The following is a 16,106-nucleotide window of genomic DNA, read 5'->3' on the forward strand; positions in this document are numbered from 1 at the left end:
TCACGACGCACCGCCCTTCGATTCGGGCCCGGTGGCCGGCGGCTCGGGAGCGGTTGCCTCGCGGACGATCGGCTCGGGGGCCGTCACCTCGGCTGCGGCCAGCTTCTCCGCGGTCTTGCGGGCGGCGGCGAGTTCCTTCGGGTCCTCGGCGCCGGGGTCGAGGGCGGGCGGCGCCGGGACCGTCCACATCCACTCGCGGAGCTTGTCGCGCTCGTGGGTGAGTTCGTGGATGTCGGTCTCGGCGTACTCGAACTCCGGGGACCAGAAGAGCGCGTCGAAGGGGCAGACCTCGATGCAGATGCCGCAGTACATGCAGAGGGCGAAGTCGATGGCGAAGCGGTCGAGGACGTTGCGGCTGCGCTCGCGGCCGCCGGGGGCGGCGGGCGGGACCGTCTCCTTGTGGGAGTCGATGTAGATGCACCAGTCCGGGCACTCGCGGGCGCACAGCATGCAGACCGTGCAGTTCTCCTCGAAGAGGCCGATGACGCCACGGGTGCGGGGCGGCAGTTCGGGCTGGTGCTCCGGGTACTGCTCGGTGACGGTCTTCTTCGTCATCGTGCGGAGGGTGACGGCGAGGCCCTTGGCGAGGCCTGACCCTGGGACCGGGGGCATCAGTTGATCGCCACCTTCACGATTCCGGTGAGCGCGATCTGCGCGAGGGCGAGCGGGACGAGGAGGGTCCAGGAGAGCTTCTGGAGCTGGTCCTCGCGGAGACGGGGGTAGGACACGCGCAGCCAGATGACCACGAAGGCGAGCACGGCCGTCTTGAGCAGGGTCCAGACCCAGCCGAGGCCGTCGGCGCCCCACGGGCCGTGCCAGCCGCCCAGGAACAGGACGGTGGTCAGGCCGCTCAGGACCACGATCCCGGCGTACTCGGCGAGGAGGAAGAGGGCGAAGCGCAGGCCCGTGTACTCGGTGTAGGCGCCGAAGATGATCTCGGAGTCGGCGACCGGCATGTCGAAGGGCGGGCGCTGGAGTTCGGCGAGGCCCGCGATGAAGAACACGAGCGCGCCGACGATCTGCCAGGGCAGCCACCACCACTCGAAGGCGTCGACGATGCCGGGCAGCGAGACCGTGCCCGCGGCCATCGCGACCGAGGCGGCGGCGAGCAGCATCGGGAGTTCGTACGCGAGGAGCTGGGCGGCGGTGCGCAGGCCGCCGAGGAGGGAGAACTTGTTGGCGCTGGCCCAGCCGGCCATGAGCGAGCCGAGTACGCCGACGCCCATCACCGCGAGCACGAAGAAGATGCCCGCGTCGACGACCTCGCCGACCGCGCCTTCGCCCGGGCCGATCGGGATGGCGATCAGGACGAGGAGGTAGGGCAGGAGAGCGATGGCGGGGGCCAGTTGGAAGACGCGGCGGTCGGCGTCGGCCGGTACGACGTCTTCCTTCTGGGCGAATTTCACGCCGTCGGCCACGAGTTGGGCCCAGCCGTGGAAACCGCCCGCGTGCATCGGGCCGAGGCGGCCCTGCATGTGGGCCATCACCTTGTGCTCGGTCTGGCCGACGACGAGGGGCAGGACCAGGAAGACGGCGAAGACGATGACGAGGCGCAGGGCGACGTCGAGGGCGTCGTTCACTCGGTGCCTCCTCGGCGTTCGCCGTCCTGTTCGCCGTCTTGGGAGTCCTCGGTGGGGGCGGGCTGCGGCTCGGGTGCGGGTTCAGGCTCGGGCCTGGCTTCCGTACCCGGCTGCTTCGGCTCCGGTTCGGCGGCGTCGTCGAACGCCGGGCGGGCGTGGTGCCAGGGGGCGTCGGAGCTGCGCGGGGCTGACGGCGGCGTGACCTTCGGGCCGGCCACCGGCTCCGGCTCCGGCTCCGGCTCCGGCTTCCCAACAGGCACGGTCCCCGAATCCGGCCCCGAATCCGGCCCCGAATCCGGAGTCGGTGCCGGAGTCACCGCTCGCTGCGACGCGGACCCCTGGCTCACGCTGCGCGAACGCCTCGGGGGACGCGCCGGTGCCTCCGGTTGCTGGGTCTCCGCGGGCTGGGTCCCCGCGGGCTGGGTCCCCGCGGGCTGCGTCTCCGCAGGCGCAGGCGCCGCCTGGCTCGCCGAACCCTCGCTCGCCGTACGCGTACGCCGTACCGGCCGTTCACCGGACGCCGATGCCCCCGCGCGGCCCGCGCCACGGCCCGCGCCGCGCGCCGGACGGGCCGGAGCCGCGGGAAGCTGCCCCTTCAGGGGGCCCCACTCGTTGGGGTCGGGTACGCCGGGCGGCAGCATCTGGCGGCGCTTGGGGCCGCCGTGATCGGACTCCCCCGGCTCCTTGGCGCCCGGCCAGGCCTTCGCCACGCGGGCGGCGAGGACGAAGTCCTTGCGGAGGGGGTGGCCCTCGAAGTTCTCGGGGAGGAGCAGGGGGGTCAGGCCGGGGTGGCCCTCGAACGTCACGCCGAACATTTCGTGCGTCTCGCGCTCGTGCCAGGCCGCGCCCGCGTAGACGTCGACGGCGGAGGCCAGTACCGGGGCCTCGTGCGCGACCGTCGTGCGGAGCAGGAGGCGGCGTATCGGCGAGAGCGCCACGACGTGGGCGCAGATCCGGAAACCGGTGCCCGGCTCGTCGACCGCGCTCAGCCAGTCGAAGTAGGTGCAGGCCAGCGTGGTGCGGGCGGTTTCGAGGGCGGTGGTCCACGTGGCGGGCGGCACGTCGACGGTCAGTACGCCGTACGACTCCTCGGCCGTCGCCTCCGCGCCGAAGAGCTCCTCGACGGGGCTCGGCAGCCAGCCGGTCACCGGTCGCCCTCCCCTTCACCCGTCGGCCGTTCCGTCACCGGGGCCGGGTCCGGAGCCGGGGCCGGGTCCGGGTCCGTCACCGGCACCGGGCCCCGGACCAGATCGCTGCGCAGCGCTGCCGTGGAGGGCCGCGCCCCGTTCCCGTACCGCTCCCCCAGCGACTCCCGCGCGATCTTCTCCTGGAGCTTGAGGATGCCCTGGAGCAGCGCCTCGGGCCGCGGCGGGCACCCGGGGACGTACACGTCGACGGGGATGATCTGGTCGACGCCCTTGGTCACCGAGTACGAGTCCCAGTACGGGCCGCCGCAGTTGGAGCAGGCGCCGAAGGAGATGACGTACTTCGGCTCGGGCATCTGCTCGTACAGGCGCTTCACCGCGGGCGCCATCTTGTCCGTGACCGTGCCGGAGACGACCATCAGGTCGGCCTGGCGCGGTCCCGGTGCGAACGGGATGACGCCGAGTCGGATGAAGTCGTGGCGCGCCATGGAGGCCGCGATGAACTCGATGGCGCAGCAGGCGAGGCCGAAGTTGAAGACCCAGAGCGAGTACCGGCGGCCCCAGTTGAGGACCACCTTCATCGGCTCGGGGGCGAGTCGGGAGAGCACACCGAGCTTCTTGGGCCCGACGGGATCGGGCAGGAGCACGGGCTCCGAGGGGGTCACGTCCACGTCAGGACGCCCTTCTTGTATGCGTACAGCAGGCCCACGGCGAGGAAGCCGAGGAAGATGAACATCTCCACGAGCGTCGCGGCGCCGTAGCCGGGCGCGGCGAAGACCGTCGCCCAGGGGAAGAGGAAGATCGAGTCGACGGCGAAGATCACGTAGAGGAACGCGTAGACGTAGTAGCGGACCTGGGTGTGGGCCCAGCCGTCGCCGACCGGGTCGACCCCGCACTCGTAGGTCAGGAGTTTCTCCGGGGTGGGCACGACCGGGCGCAGCAGCCGTCCCGCGCCGAAGGCCACGGCGACGAACAGCACGCCCACGACGGCGAGCAGTCCGACGACGGAGTACGACTGGTAGTAGCTTGCCGCGACGTTCGTCACGTGCACGTCAGCCCCTCACTCCCTGACCGCGCTCGATGCCGGTCCCGTTCACTCCGTGACCGCCCTGATCCGGTCCCGTTCGACGATCTGTACGCACGGGAGTCTAGGGCCTGCTAAAGATTCGGTAAGCAGAGCGTCACGCATCTGTCAGGGCCGAGGTGGGGTTATCCCCCGGGTGCCCCGGCAGGGGCCCTCATGGCGTCGCGGCGGCGGGCCGGGCACTCTGGCGCCTATGACCGCACGCACCATGCCCTCGCACGACCCCTCGCAGGACGACCGGCCGCCACCCGCGCGTTTCGCCTACGACCGGCACACCTGGAAGGAGATCGTCCACCTCCTGGTGAACCTCCCGGTGGGCATCGTCGGCTTCGTCTACGCGGTAACCGTCCTGGCCATGGGCATCGGCCTGACGGTCACGGTGGTCGGCCTGCCGGTGCTCGCCGCGGGGCTGCTCGGCGCGCGCGCCCTCGGCCGGGCCGAACGGGCGCGGGCCCGGAAACTGCTCGGCGTGCGAATCGACGAGCCGAGCCCGATGCCGGGGCACCGCGGGCAGGGTTTCCTCGGCCGGATGTGGGCGAGCCTGAAGGACCCGGTGGGCTGGCGCACCATGCTGTACGCGTTCATCCGGCTGCCCTGGGGCGTCCTCACCTTCGCCGTCACCGTCACCGGGCTCTTCGTGCTCTGGCCGGTACTGCCCTTCGTCGTGCGCGTCCTCGCCAACGCCGACCGGGCGATGGCGCGCGGACTGCTCTGCCCCTCCGACGAGTTGGAGAAGCGCATCGCCGAACTGGAGTCCGACCGCGGGGTGGTCGTGGACACCGCCGCCGCCGACCTGCGCCGCATCGAACGCGATCTGCACGACGGCGCGCAGGCCCGCCTCGTCGCCCTCGCCATGGGCCTCGGCCTCGCGAAGGAGAAGCTCCTCGAGGACCCCGACGCCGCGGCCACCATGGTCGACGAGGCGCACGGCGAGGTGAAGCTCGCCCTCCAGGAGCTGCGCGACCTGGCCCGCGGCATCCACCCGGCCGTCCTCACCGACCGCGGCCTGAACGCCGCCCTCTCCTCGGTCGCGTCGCGCTGCACGGTGCCGGTGAAGGTGACCGCCGACCTGCCGGCGCGCCCGGCGGCCGCCATCGAGGGCATCGCGTACTTCACGGTCTCCGAACTCCTTCAGAACATCAGCAAGCACAGCGGCGCCAGGGCGGCGAGCGTCGAGGTCTGGCGGTCGGAGAAGCGGCTGCTCATCCGGGTGTGGGACGACGGGCGCGGCGGGGCGCGGCTCGACGGCGGTACGGGCATGGCGGGCCTCGCGGACCGGCTCGGCGCGGTGGACGGGCTCTTCGTCATCGATTCGCCGGTGGGCGGTCCCACGACGGTCACGGCGGAGCTGCCGTGGCGGGACCGGTCGGCGGACGACGCGCCCGGCTCGCGCCGCCACTGATACCGGGCCACTGATACCGGGCCCCCTCCCGGAGGTAGGGAAAACCCCCGGCCGAAGACGCCGACCCACTCCATGGTCCAAGACCGCCGCGCCAGCGACTCTTGAACCAAGGCAACAGACACAACCGCAGACGCAGACGCAGACAGCAGAAACGGACGGCAGCGATGGCCACGGGCTATGGACAGGGGTACACGCACATGGACCGGCCGGAATTCCGGGGTACGGACGCCGAGGAGCGGCGCCACCGCCTGCCCGCGGGGCTGCGCGCCCCTCTTGAGGCCCGCACCTGGCGGGAGTTCGGCTACACGATGCTGAGCCTGCCCATCGGCATCACGTCCTTCGTCTTCGCCGTCGTCTCGCTCTCGCTCGGCGCGGGCCTGCTGATCACCTTCATCGGCGTCCCGGTGCTCGCGGCAGGACTGGCCGGCTGCCGCGGCATCGGCGCCCTGGAGCGGACGCGGGCGCGCGCGCTGCTCGGCCTGGAGGTCGCGCCGCCGGAGCCGCTGCGCCCCAAGGGCGGCGGCCCGATGGCGCTCATGGGGGCCGTCCTCAAGAGCGGCGCCTCCTGGCGGCACCTGCTGTACGCGCTGCTGATGCTGCCGTGGTCCCTCTTCTCGTTCACGGTGTCGCTCGTCTTCTGGGCGTACGGCTGGACGATGCTCACGTACCCGCTGTGGTTCTGGCTCTTCCCGATGTACGGCGGCCAGGGCGGCATCCAGCTCTTCGGTGACGACAACCACCACATCTACCTCGACAACCCCTTCGAGATCGGCCTCACCGCCGCGACCGGCCTCCTCATCACGCTGGCCACGCCGTGGATCCTGCGGGCGTTGACGACGGTGGACCGTGTGCTGGTGTTCGGGCTGCTCGGCCCCTCGCGGCTCGCGACCCGCGTCGTCGAGCTGGAGTCGGACCGCGGTGTCGTCGTGGACACCGCCGCCGCCGACCTGCGCCGCATCGAACGCGATCTGCACGACGGCGCGCAGGCCCGCCTCGTCGCCCTCGCCATGGATCTGGGCCTGGCCAAGGAGAAGCTCACCGAGGACCCCGAGGCCGCGGCGCGCATGGTGGACGAGGCACACGGCGAGGTGAAGGTCGCCCTTCAGGAGCTGCGCGACCTCGCCCGGGGCATCCACCCGGCCGTCCTCACCGACCGCGGCCTGGACGCCGCCCTCTCCTCGCTGGCCGCCCGCTGCACGGTGCCGGTCCAGGTCGAGGTGGACCTGACGAGCCGCCCGGCGGCCGCCATCGAGGGCATCGCCTACTTCACGGTCTCCGAACTCCTTCAGAACATCAGCAAGCACAGCGGCGCCAGGACCGCGGGCGTCGACGTCTGGCGGGCCGAGGACCGGCTGATGCTCCAGGTCACCGACGACGGCACGGGCGGCGCCGACGTCTCGGCCGGATCCGGCCTCGCGGGCCTCGCGGAGCGGCTCGACGCGGTCGACGGGATCCTGGTGGTCGACTCCCCGGTGGGCGGCCCCACGACGGTCACGGCGGAGCTGCCGTGGCGTCAGGGCTGAGCCGGGCCCGCCCGTACCGAACAGAACCAACCCGAACCGGCGCCCGCCCCCCGCACCGCGCATCCATCCCCACGCCCGCTCCCACACCCTGCTGACCTGCGCTTCCGCCCCCGCCCCGCCCCCGTTCGCACCCCGGACCGGGGGCGCCGCGCCGTGCGGCGGGCACAAGAGTCTGGTGACTGCGCCGGTGGGCCGCCGCGGATCGCGCGATACTGAGGTGCCGAGTTGTTCGGCCGACGCCACCTTTGTCGGCCCGACACCGGCCGGACAAGCGCGCCGGGGGGCCAAAAAGTGCCGGGGGGCCAAAAAGTGGAGGACAAAGTGCGGGTGGTCATCGCCGAGGATTCAGTGCTGCTTCGGGAGGGCCTGACCCGGCTGCTGACCGACCGCGGGCTCGACGTGGTCGCCGGGGTGGGGGACGCGGACGCGCTGATCAAGACGATCACCGAGTTCGCCGCGCAGGACGCCCTGCCGGACGTGGTCGTCGCCGATGTGCGGATGCCCCCGACCCACACCGATGAGGGTGTGCGCGCCGCGGTGTATCTGCGTCATCAGCACCCGGGGCTCGGGGTCCTGGTCCTTTCGCAGTACGTCGAGGAGCAGTACGCCACCGAACTGCTCGCCGGGTCGAGCCGCGGTGTCGGCTACCTGCTCAAGGACCGGGTCGCGGAGGTGCGGGAGTTCGTCGACGCGGTGGTGCGGGTCGCGGAGGGCGGCACGGCGCTCGACCCCGAGGTCGTGGCCCAGCTGCTCGGCCGCAGCCGCAAGCAGGACGTACTGGCGGGGCTTACGCCACGGGAACGCGAGGTACTCGGCCTGATGGCGGAGGGCCGGACGAACTCGGCGGTGGCCCGGCAGCTCGTGGTGAGCGACGGTGCCGTCGAGAAGCACGTGAGCAACATCTTCATGAAGCTCGGCCTCTCCCAGAGTGACGGGGATCACCGCCGCGTGCTCGCGGTCCTCACCTACCTCAACTCATGAACAACTGACAGCCTGTCAGGTGCGACCCGGGATCCAGGGCCGCTCCACTGGGAACAGGGAGGATCACGGAGAGTCACGGCCGGGCGGAGTCAGTCGGAGGCAAGTCCTAGAACCAAAGGATGAGCGGGGAGCGTCATCCACGAAGGGCCGGGGGACATGGCAAACCATGGCAAATCAGCGCAACACGCTGTCTCAGAAGTGCGTCCACCCAGCGAGCTGCCCCAGGAAGGCACCCCTTACAGACGTAGGGTGGACCTTGGGAACGCCGGCCGTCCCGGCGATTCCGCTCAGTCGCCTCGAGGGAGGTCCAGTTCAGTGACCAGCCAGGTCAGTAGCCAAGCCGAGCAGGCCGACGGGGCAGTCGTCACCGGCCCACGCAGGCCCGCGGGTGACAAAGACGTGCGCCGTCTGGACCGGGTGATCATCCGTTTCGCGGGTGACTCCGGTGACGGGATGCAGCTCACGGGTGACCGTTTCACTTCGGAGACCGCGTCCTTCGGCAACGACCTGTCGACGCTGCCGAACTTCCCCGCCGAGATCCGCGCGCCCGCCGGGACACTCCCGGGCGTGTCCTCCTTCCAGCTGCACTTCGCCGACCACGACATCCTGACGCCGGGTGACGCGCCGAACGTCCTGGTGGCGATGAACCCGGCCGCGCTGAAGGCCAACATCGGCGACGTGCCGCGCGGCGCCGAGGTCATCGTCAACACCGACGAGTTCTCCAAGCGGGCGATGCAGAAGGTCGGTTACGCCACCTCACCGCTGGAGGACGGCTCCCTGGACGGCTACAGCGTGCACCCGGTGCCGCTGACCACGCTGACGGTCGAGGCCCTCAAGGAGTTCGACCTCTCCCGCAAGGACGCGGGCCGTTCGAAGAACATGTTCGCGCTCGGTCTGCTCTCGTGGATGTACCACCGGCCGACCGAGGGAACCGAGAAGTTCCTGCGGACCAAGTTCGCCAAGCGCCCGGAGATCGCCGAGGCGAACATCGCGGCGTTCCACGCGGGGTGGAACTTCGGCGAGACCACCGAGGACTTCGCGGTCTCCTACGAAGTGGCCCCGGCGTCGCAGGCGTTCACGACCGGCACCTACCGCAACATCTCGGGGAACCTGGCCCTGTCGTACGGCCTGATCGCCGCGAGCCGCCAGGCTGACCTGCCGCTCTACCTGGGCAGTTACCCCATCACCCCGGCCTCGGACATCCTGCACGAGCTGTCCAGGCACAAGAACTTCGGCGTGCGCACCTTCCAGGCCGAGGACGAGATCGCAGGCATCGGCGCGGCGCTGGGCGCCGCGTTCGGCGGGTCCCTCGCGGTGACGACGACCTCCGGTCCCGGTGTGGCGCTGAAGTCGGAGACCATCGGCCTGGCCGTCAGCCTCGAACTGCCGCTGCTCGTCGTCGACATCCAGCGCGGCGGCCCCAGCACGGGCCTGCCGACCAAGACCGAGCAGGCCGACCTGCTCCAGGCGATGTACGGGCGCAACGGCGAGGCACCGGTGCCGATCGTGGCGCCGAAGACGCCGGCCGACTGCTTCGACGCGGCGCTGGAGGCGGCCCGCATCGCGGTGACGTACCGGACGCCGGTGTTCCTGCTCTCCGACGGCTACCTGGCCAACGGCTCGGAACCCTGGCGCATCCCGGAGGTCGACGAACTGCCCGACCTGCGCGTCCAGTTCGCTTCGGGTCCCAACCACACCGACGTCGACGGCACCGAGACCTTCTGGCCCTACAAGCGCGATCCGCAGACGCTGGCCCGCCCGTGGGCCATCCCGGGCACGCCGGGTCTGGAGCACCGCATCGGCGGCATCGAGAAGCAGGACGGCACGGGCAACATCTCCTACGACCCGGCCAACCACGACTTCATGGTCCGCACCCGGCAGGCCAAGGTCGACGGCATCGAGGTGCCCGACCTGGAGGTCGACGACGCGAGCGGCGACGCCGACACGCTCGTCCTCGGCTGGGGGTCGACGTACGGGCCGATCACCGCGGCGGTCCGCCGGCTGCGGGCCGCGGGCGAATCCATCGCGCAGGCCCATCTGCGCAACCTCAACCCGTTCCCGCGGAACCTCGGCGACATCCTCGCGCGTTACGACAAGGTGGTGGTCCCCGAGATGAACCTCGGTCAGCTCGCCACGCTGGTCCGTGCGAAGTATCTGGTGGACGCCGTCTCGTACAACCAGGTCAACGGAATGCCGTTCAAGGCCGAGCAGCTCGCCACGGCTCTCAAGGAGGCCATCGATGGCTGACACGAAAACGGGCGGATCAACGGTCGGATCAGAGGGGTCCGGGAGCACGATCGACGCGCTCTCCCTGGTGCCCAAGGCCGAGGCCGAGCAGTCCATGAAGGACTTCAAGTCCGACCAGGAGGTGCGGTGGTGCCCCGGCTGCGGGGACTACGCCGTGCTGGCGGCCGTGCAGGGCTTCATGCCCGAGCTGGGTCTGGCCAAGGAGAACATCGTCTTCGTCTCCGGGATCGGCTGCTCCTCCCGCTTCCCGTACTACATGAACACGTACGGGATGCACTCCATCCACGGCCGCGCCCCGGCCATCGCCACCGGCCTCGCCTCCTCGCGGCGCGACCTGAGCGTATGGGTGGTCACCGGTGACGGCGACGCGCTGTCCATCGGCGGCAACCACCTCATCCACGCCCTGCGCCGCAACGTGAACCTCAAGATCCTGCTGTTCAACAACCGGATCTACGGCCTCACCAAGGGCCAGTACAGCCCGACCTCCGAGCTCGGCAAGATCACCAAGTCGACGCCGATGGGGTCCCTGGACGCGCCCTTCAACCCGGTCTCGCTCGCCATCGGCGCCGAGGCGTCGTTCGTGGCCAGGACGGTGGACTCCGACCGCAAGCACCTCACGTCGGTGCTGCGCGAGGCCGCCGCGCACCCCGGCACCGCGCTGGTGGAGATCTACCAGAACTGCAACATCTTCAACGACGGCGCCTTCGAGGTTCTCAAGGACAAGCAGCAGGCCGAGGACGCGGTGATCCGCCTGGAGCACGGGCAGCCGATCCGCTTCGGCGCCGAGCGTTCGAAGGGCGTCGTGCGCGACGCGGAGACGGGTGACCTCAAGGTCGTCGCGGTCACGCCGGAGAACGAGGCCGACATCCTGGTCCACGACGCGCACTCCACGTCGCCGACCACGGCCTTCGCGCTCTCCCGGCTCGCCGATCCCGACACGCTGCACCACACCCCGATCGGCGTCCTGCGCAGCGTCGAACGCCCGGTCTACGACACGCTCATGGCCGACCAGCTCGACAGCGCCATCGAACAGAACGGCAAGGGCGACCTCGCCACGCTCCTCGCGGGCAAGGACACCTGGACGGTCGTCGGCTAGTACGGCCGCCGCTTTCCCCCCGGGGCCCGGTTCTGCTCGTCAGGACCGGGCCCCGTCGTATGCCCGGCGCGCCTTCTGCACGTCGTCCATGCGCCGCTCCGTCCACGACGCGAGGGCCCTGACCTGCTCGGCTGCCTCGCGGCCGAGCTCCGTGAGGGAGTAGTCGACGCGGGGCGGGATGACCGGCTTCGCGTCGCGGTGCACCAGGCCGTCGCGCTCCAGGATCTGCAGGGTCTGGGCCAGCATCTTCTCGCTGACGCGGCCGATCCGGCGGCGCAGCTCACTGAACCGGTACGAGCGCTCCTCCAGGGCGATCAGGACGAGGACGCCCCAGCGGCTCGTGACGTGCTCCAGAACGAGGCGGTGCGGGCACATCTCCTCGCGCACGGCCCAGTCACTTACATCCATGCCAGTACCTTACTTCAAAGTGGGTACTTACGGAAAGTTAGCGCTGTCTCTAGGGTGGGTGGCAGATCGACCGTAACGAGTCGTAATAAGCCGTAATCGCCATAAGCCGTAATCGTCGCAACTAGCCACAATGGAGATTCCTCCCATGAGCATCGTCGTCACCGGAGCCACCGGAAACCTCGGCCGCCTCGTCGTCCAGGGGCTGCTCGACGCCCGCGTCCCGGCCGCGGAGATCGCGGCCGTCGTACGCGACAAGAAGCGGGCCGCCGACCTCGCCGAGCGCGGCGTGGAGCTGCGGATCGCCGACTACGACGCCCCCGAGACCCTGCGCGGCGCCTTCGCCGCCGGCGACCGCGTCCTGCTCATCTCCGGCAGCGAGGTCGGGCGCCGGGTGCCGCAGCACCGCGCGGTCGTCGACGCGGCGCGCGAGGCGGGCGTCGCGCTCCTCGCGTACACCGGAATCCTCGGCGGCCCCGACGCCGACTTCGACCTGGCGGCCGAGCACAAGGTGACCGAGCAGCTGATCCTCGACTCCGGCCTGCCCCACACCTTCCTGCGCAACGGCTGGTACCACGAGAACTACACCGAGCACCTCGCCCCGGTCCTTGAACACGGCGCCGTCGTCGGCTCCGCGGGCGAGGGCCGGGTCGCCTCCGCCTCGCGCGCCGACTACGCCGCGGCCGCCGTCGCCGTACTGACCGGCGAGGGCCACGAGGGCCGGGTCTACGAGCTGAGCGGCGACGTCGCGTGGAGCCTCGCGGAGTACGCCGCCGAGGTCGCGAAGCAGAGCGGCAAGGACATCTCGTACGTGAACGTCCCCGCCGAGCAGCACCTCTCCGTGCTGACCGGCGCGGGCGTGCCGGAGCCGATGGCGGCGCTCCTCGTCGACGTCGACGCGGCTATCGGGCGGGGGCGCCTCGCGGGGACGAGTGGGGAGCTGGCCCGGCTGATCGGGCGGCCCACCTCGGGGATCGGCGAGGCGGTGGCGGCGGCGCTGCGGGGCTGAGAGCCTGTGTCACTGCTCCCCCGGGGGCGTCGGGCGGCGAGCGGCGGGCAGCTCAAGAATTCGCGGGCTTCGTGAATTCGCGCACTTCGTGAATTCGGGGGCCTCGTACGTCATGAGTGTCACTGCGATACAGGCATGACAGGTGCGGGGTTCCGGCGCTACCTTCGGTGCGGCAGCGCGGGCTGCCTCGTAGCTAGGAGGGGCCGTGGACAGCGGAGCAGGCGGGAAGTCCGGGAGTGAGCAGCGCGTCGGGTTGCTGAACGGCTTCGCGGCGTACGGCATGTGGGGGCTCATCCCGCTCTTCTGGCCGCTCCTCAAACCGGCCGGCGCCGCCGAGATCCTCGCCCACCGGATGGTCTGGTCCCTCGTCGTGGTCGGCATCGCGTTGCTCTGCGTACGGCGCTGGGGCTGGGCCCGGGAGCTGCTGCGCCAGCCGCGCAGGCTGGGCCTGGTGGTGGTCGCCGCCTCGGTCATCACCCTCAACTGGGGCGTCTACATCTGGGCCGTGAACTCCGGCCACGTCGTCGAGGCCTCCCTCGGCTACTTCATCAACCCGCTGGTCACCATCGCCCTGGGCGTCCTGCTGCTCGGCGAACGGCTGCGGCCCGTGCAGTGGGCGGCGGTCGGCATCGGCGTCACGGCCGTGCTCGTGCTCGCCTTCGGGTACGGCAGGCCGCCGTGGATCTCGCTCTGCCTCGCCTTCACCTTCGCGGCGTACGGCCTGGTGAAGAAGAAGGTCAACCTCGGCGGCCTGGAGTCGCTCGCCGCCGAGACCGCCGTGCAGTTCGTGCCCGCCCTCGGCTACCTGGTGTGGATCGCCACGCAGGGCGACATCGTCTTCGGCACGCGGGGAGCCGGGCACGCGGCGCTGCTCGCAGCCACGGGTGTGGTGACCGCCGCGCCGCTGGTCTGCTTCGGCGCCGCGGCGATCCGCGTGCCGCTCTCCACCCTGGGGCTGCTCCAGTACATGGCGCCGATGTTCCAGTTCGTCCTCGGCATCCTGTACTTCCACGAGGCGATGCCGCCCGAGCGGTGGGCGGGCTTCGCCCTCGTATGGCTGGCGCTCACGCTTCTGACCTGGGACGCGTTGCGTACGGCCCGGCGGAACGCGGTGCGGGTCGCCGCGGCAAGGGAGGCGGCCGCCGCCTCCACCGCCGCCGTTCCGGGCGCGCGGGAGCCCGCGGCCTGACGGCTCACGCGCCCAACTCGCCCCTGGTGAGCCGGGAGCGAGCCGGAAGTGAGCCGGAAGTGAGCCGGAATCCGTGCGTCCTCATCACCTGACCGATACAACTGGTCACCATGACCACTCTGCACTGGAAGCTCGTCATCGACGCCTCCGACCCGCACGCCCAGGCCGTCTTCTGGGCCGGGACGCTGGGGTACGAGGTCGAGGACAACAGCGCGCTGATCGACCGGCTCCTCGGCGTCGGCGCGGCGCCGGAGGCCGCGACCGTCGAGTTCCGCGGTCGCCGCGCCTGGCGCGACCTCATCGCCGTCCGGCACCCCGACGACCCGTACGACGAGCAGAGCGGCACGGGCCTGGGCCGCCGCATCCTCTTCCAGCGCGTGCCCGAGCCGAAGTCGGGCAAGAACCGGCTGCACCTCGACGTGCACACGGCGCCGGGCCGCCGCGCCGACGAGGTGGCCCGCCTCGAAGCGCTGGGCGCCGCCGTGGAGCGGCACGTCGCGGAGCCCGGCGGCGAGTGGGTGATCATGAAGGACCCCGAGGGCAACGAGTTCTGCGTCCACTAGGCAGGCGTGGCCGCTATGCGGAACCCCCTGTCCGTTTTGCGGTCTTGACGTCTCATCCGGCTCCCGAGCACCATCAGGCAACTCCGAACTCACGCCCCACGTACGTGAGTTCGTACGCCATCCATGGAACACGGAAACCGGAGCTCCCCCCACATGAACCTCTCCGTTCCCGGACGTACCGCCGCGGCCGCAGCCATAGCCGTCGCCGGACTCCTCGCCACCCACGCGACATCGACCGCGGCGCCCGCCCCGAAGGCCGCCGCCGCACCCAACATATCCGTCGACAACGTCAAGGCCAACCTCGCCGACCTGCAGTCCATAGCGGACGCCAACGGCGGCAACCGCGCGCACGGCAGCGCCGGATACAAGGCCTCCATCGACCACATCAAGGGCAAGCTCGACGCCGCCGGATTCACCACCTCCGTACAGAAGTTCACGGCGAGCGGCGAGACCGGCTACAACCTGATCGCCGACTGGCCGGGCGGTGACGACGGCAAGGTCGTCATGGCGGGCGCCCACCTCGACAGCGTCTCCGAGGGCCCCGGCATCAACGACAACGGCTCCGGCTCCGCCGCCGTCCTGGAGACCGCGCTCACCGTGGCCCGCGAGCAGTACAAGCCCACCAAGCACCTGCGGTTCGCCTGGTGGGGCGCCGAGGAGATCGGCCTGGTCGGCTCCTCGCACTACGTCGAAAGCCTGGCCGGCGGCGACCGTTCGAAGATCAGCGGATATCTGAACTTCGACATGATCAGCTCCCCGAACGCCGGCTACTTCGTCTACGACGACGACCCCACGATCGAGAAGACGTTCAAGGACTACTACGCGGGCCTGAACGTGACGACGGAGCCGGACGACGAGGGCGACGGCCGCTCCGACCACGCGCCGTTCCAGCAGGCGGGCATCCCCGTCGGCGGCATCTTCACCGGCGCCGAGACCACCAAGTCGGCCGCGCAGGCGCAGAAGTGGGGCGGCACGGCGGGCGAGGCGTTCGACAAGTGCTACCACTCGTCCTGCGACGGGGCGTCGAACATCGACGGGACGGCGCTCGACCGCAACAGCGACGCGATCGCGTACGCGGTGTGGGGGCTCTCCTCCTAGTCGGCACCCTTTGCGGCCCCTGAGCGGAGCTCTCCGAGCAGGGGCCCGCGGTAACCCCTGGACGGCATTGCTTGCGCGTGCATATAGTGCGCGTGCAAGTAATCGCCGTTGGCAGGCGCCTCGGCAAGCGACTCCAGGGGGATCCCATGACCCGCAAGTTCCTCTTCGTACTCGGCAGCGCCCGTCCCGAGGGCAACACCGAGATCCTGGCCCGCGCGGCCGCCGAGCAGCTCCCGCCGGACGTCGAGCAGCGCTGGCTGGACCTGGCCGGTCTGCCGCTGCCCGACTTCGCCGACCTGCGCCACGACGAGACCCGGCCGCGGGCCCGCACCCGCCCCGCCGACGGCAACGAGGCGCTGCTCCTCGACGCCACCCTGGAGGCCACGGACATCGTCATCGCGTCGCCGCTGTACTGGTACTCGCTGTCGGCCACCGTCAAGCGCTACCTCGACTACTGGGACGCGTGGCTGGAGACCCCGGAGATCTCCTTCAAGGAGACGCTGAAGGGCCGGACCCTGTGGGGCGTGACCGCCCTCGCGCACCGCGAGGAGGAGGTGGCGGACCCGCTGATCGGCACCTTGCGCAACACGGCCGCCTTCTTCCCCATGCGGTTCGGCGGCGTCCTGCTCGGCAACGGCACGAGGCCCGGCCACGTCCTCAAGGACACCGAGGCACTGGCGCGCGCCAAGACGTTCTTCGCGCAGGACCCGCCGCTCGCCCGCTTCCCGTACGACAAGGAGGCGTAGTCACGGGGCGAACCGCACGCCAGGGTGACTCTCACGCC

At 70.9% G+C, this 16,106-nt stretch carries 16 protein-coding genes; 10 read left to right on the top strand and 6 right to left on the bottom strand.

The window, feature by feature from the left end:
- The 5 genes from ACFVYR_RS16395 to ACFVYR_RS16415 are packed head-to-tail and all read right to left on the bottom strand — an operon-like array spanning nucleotide 1 to nucleotide 3,776.
- On the bottom strand, nucleotides 1–612 hold the full coding sequence (locus ACFVYR_RS16395; protein WP_384250535.1) for a NuoI/complex I 23 kDa subunit family protein: 612 nt from the start codon (nucleotides 610–612) through the stop codon (nucleotides 1–3).
- A complete protein-coding gene (locus ACFVYR_RS16400) occupies nucleotides 612–1,580 on the bottom strand; it encodes an NADH-quinone oxidoreductase subunit H (protein WP_384250537.1) in 969 nt (322 codons plus the stop codon). Before ACFVYR_RS16400 ends, ACFVYR_RS16395 begins: the two co-directional genes overlap by 1 nt.
- Nucleotides 1,577–2,728, bottom strand: coding sequence for an NADH-quinone oxidoreductase subunit C (locus ACFVYR_RS16405; protein WP_384250540.1), 1,152 nt, complete (start codon nucleotides 2,726–2,728; stop codon nucleotides 1,577–1,579). The genes ACFVYR_RS16400 and ACFVYR_RS16405 overlap by 4 nt, the downstream gene beginning before the upstream one ends.
- Nucleotides 2,725–3,396 (bottom strand): NADH-quinone oxidoreductase subunit B, encoded by a 672-nt coding sequence (locus ACFVYR_RS16410; protein WP_384250543.1) that lies wholly within the window; start codon nucleotides 3,394–3,396, stop codon nucleotides 2,725–2,727. Before ACFVYR_RS16410 ends, ACFVYR_RS16405 begins: the two co-directional genes overlap by 4 nt.
- Nucleotides 3,387–3,776, bottom strand: coding sequence for an NADH-quinone oxidoreductase subunit A (locus ACFVYR_RS16415; protein ID WP_384250546.1), 390 nt, complete (start codon nucleotides 3,774–3,776; stop codon nucleotides 3,387–3,389). The genes ACFVYR_RS16410 and ACFVYR_RS16415 overlap by 10 nt, the downstream gene beginning before the upstream one ends.
- Nucleotides 3,777–4,002: 226 nt before the next feature.
- On the opposite strand from ACFVYR_RS16415, the gene ACFVYR_RS16420 reads away from it, so the two are divergent.
- The 5 genes from ACFVYR_RS16420 (at nucleotide 4,003) to ACFVYR_RS16440 (ending at nucleotide 11,058) form a co-directional block, all read left to right on the top strand.
- A complete protein-coding gene (locus ACFVYR_RS16420; protein WP_384250548.1) occupies nucleotides 4,003–5,211 on the top strand; it encodes a sensor histidine kinase in 1,209 nt (402 codons plus the stop codon).
- A 164-nt stretch (nucleotides 5,212–5,375) separates the two neighbouring features.
- The gene (locus ACFVYR_RS16425; protein WP_384250551.1) at nucleotides 5,376–6,734 is read left to right on the top strand and encodes a sensor histidine kinase; all 1,359 of its coding nucleotides are present in this window, start codon (nucleotides 5,376–5,378) and stop codon (nucleotides 6,732–6,734) included.
- Nucleotides 6,735–7,055: 321 nt separating this feature from the next.
- Nucleotides 7,056–7,715, top strand: a complete 660-nt coding sequence (locus tag ACFVYR_RS16430; RefSeq protein ID WP_384250762.1) for a LuxR C-terminal-related transcriptional regulator — start codon at nucleotides 7,056–7,058, stop codon at nucleotides 7,713–7,715.
- 315 nt (nucleotides 7,716–8,030) lie between these two features.
- The gene (locus ACFVYR_RS16435) at nucleotides 8,031–9,962 is read left to right on the top strand and encodes a 2-oxoacid:acceptor oxidoreductase subunit alpha (RefSeq protein ID WP_384250554.1); all 1,932 of its coding nucleotides are present in this window, start codon (nucleotides 8,031–8,033) and stop codon (nucleotides 9,960–9,962) included.
- Complete coding sequence (locus tag ACFVYR_RS16440; protein ID WP_384250556.1) at nucleotides 9,955–11,058, top strand: 2-oxoacid:ferredoxin oxidoreductase subunit beta; 1,104 nt, start codon at nucleotides 9,955–9,957, stop codon at nucleotides 11,056–11,058. The genes ACFVYR_RS16435 and ACFVYR_RS16440 overlap by 8 nt, the downstream gene beginning before the upstream one ends.
- A 39-nt stretch (nucleotides 11,059–11,097) precedes the next feature.
- On the opposite strand, the gene ACFVYR_RS16445 is transcribed toward ACFVYR_RS16440, so the two are convergent.
- Complete coding sequence (locus ACFVYR_RS16445; protein WP_384250558.1) at nucleotides 11,098–11,466, bottom strand: winged helix-turn-helix transcriptional regulator; 369 nt, start codon at nucleotides 11,464–11,466, stop codon at nucleotides 11,098–11,100.
- Nucleotides 11,467–11,611: 145 nt separating this feature from the next.
- On the opposite strand from ACFVYR_RS16445, the gene ACFVYR_RS16450 reads away from it, so the two are divergent.
- The 5 genes from ACFVYR_RS16450 (at nucleotide 11,612) to ACFVYR_RS16470 (ending at nucleotide 16,068) form a co-directional block, all read left to right on the top strand.
- The gene (locus ACFVYR_RS16450) at nucleotides 11,612–12,472 is read left to right on the top strand and encodes an SDR family oxidoreductase (protein WP_384250560.1); all 861 of its coding nucleotides are present in this window, start codon (nucleotides 11,612–11,614) and stop codon (nucleotides 12,470–12,472) included.
- 280 nt (nucleotides 12,473–12,752) lie between these two features.
- A complete protein-coding gene (gene rarD / locus ACFVYR_RS16455) occupies nucleotides 12,753–13,661 on the top strand; it encodes an EamA family transporter RarD (RefSeq protein WP_384250764.1) in 909 nt (302 codons plus the stop codon).
- A gap of 110 nt (nucleotides 13,662–13,771) precedes the next feature.
- Complete coding sequence (locus ACFVYR_RS16460) at nucleotides 13,772–14,224, top strand: VOC family protein (RefSeq protein ID WP_384250564.1); 453 nt, start codon at nucleotides 13,772–13,774, stop codon at nucleotides 14,222–14,224.
- 153 nt (nucleotides 14,225–14,377) lie between these two features.
- Nucleotides 14,378–15,322 carry a M28 family metallopeptidase gene (locus ACFVYR_RS16465; RefSeq protein ID WP_384250567.1) on the top strand — a complete coding sequence of 315 codons (945 nt, stop codon included), beginning with the start codon at nucleotides 14,378–14,380 and terminating at the stop codon, nucleotides 15,320–15,322.
- Nucleotides 15,323–15,468: 146 nt separating this feature from the next.
- Nucleotides 15,469–16,068, top strand: a complete 600-nt coding sequence (locus ACFVYR_RS16470) for a flavodoxin family protein (RefSeq protein ID WP_384250570.1) — start codon at nucleotides 15,469–15,471, stop codon at nucleotides 16,066–16,068.
- The last annotated feature ends 38 nt before the right edge of the window (nucleotides 16,069–16,106 follow it).

The organism is Streptomyces sp. NPDC058284, assembly GCF_042881135.1.
GTDB lineage: Bacteria > Actinomycetota > Actinomycetes > Streptomycetales > Streptomycetaceae > Streptomyces.

What these genes read in the sequence shown, in the direction of transcription:
- ACFVYR_RS16420 (WP_384250548.1), top strand. Translation starts at nt 4,003, where the DNA reads ATGACCGCACGCACCATGCCCTCGCACGACCCCTCGCAGGACGACCGG.
- ACFVYR_RS16445 (WP_384250558.1), bottom strand. Translation starts at nt 11,466, where the DNA reads ATGGATGTAAGTGACTGGGCCGTGCGCGAGGAGATGTGCCCGCACCGC.
- ACFVYR_RS16440 (WP_384250556.1), top strand. Translation starts at nt 9,955, where the DNA reads ATGGCTGACACGAAAACGGGCGGATCAACGGTCGGATCAGAGGGGTCC.
- ACFVYR_RS16470 (WP_384250570.1), top strand. Translation starts at nt 15,469, where the DNA reads ATGACCCGCAAGTTCCTCTTCGTACTCGGCAGCGCCCGTCCCGAGGGC.
- ACFVYR_RS16460 (WP_384250564.1), top strand. Translation starts at nt 13,772, where the DNA reads ATGACCACTCTGCACTGGAAGCTCGTCATCGACGCCTCCGACCCGCAC.
- ACFVYR_RS16425 (WP_384250551.1), top strand. Translation starts at nt 5,376, where the DNA reads ATGGCCACGGGCTATGGACAGGGGTACACGCACATGGACCGGCCGGAA.
- ACFVYR_RS16450 (WP_384250560.1), top strand. Translation starts at nt 11,612, where the DNA reads ATGAGCATCGTCGTCACCGGAGCCACCGGAAACCTCGGCCGCCTCGTC.
- ACFVYR_RS16465 (WP_384250567.1), top strand. Translation starts at nt 14,378, where the DNA reads ATGAACCTCTCCGTTCCCGGACGTACCGCCGCGGCCGCAGCCATAGCC.
- rarD (WP_384250764.1), top strand. Translation starts at nt 12,753, where the DNA reads ATGTGGGGGCTCATCCCGCTCTTCTGGCCGCTCCTCAAACCGGCCGGC.
- ACFVYR_RS16395 (WP_384250535.1), bottom strand. Translation starts at nt 612, where the DNA reads ATGCCCCCGGTCCCAGGGTCAGGCCTCGCCAAGGGCCTCGCCGTCACC.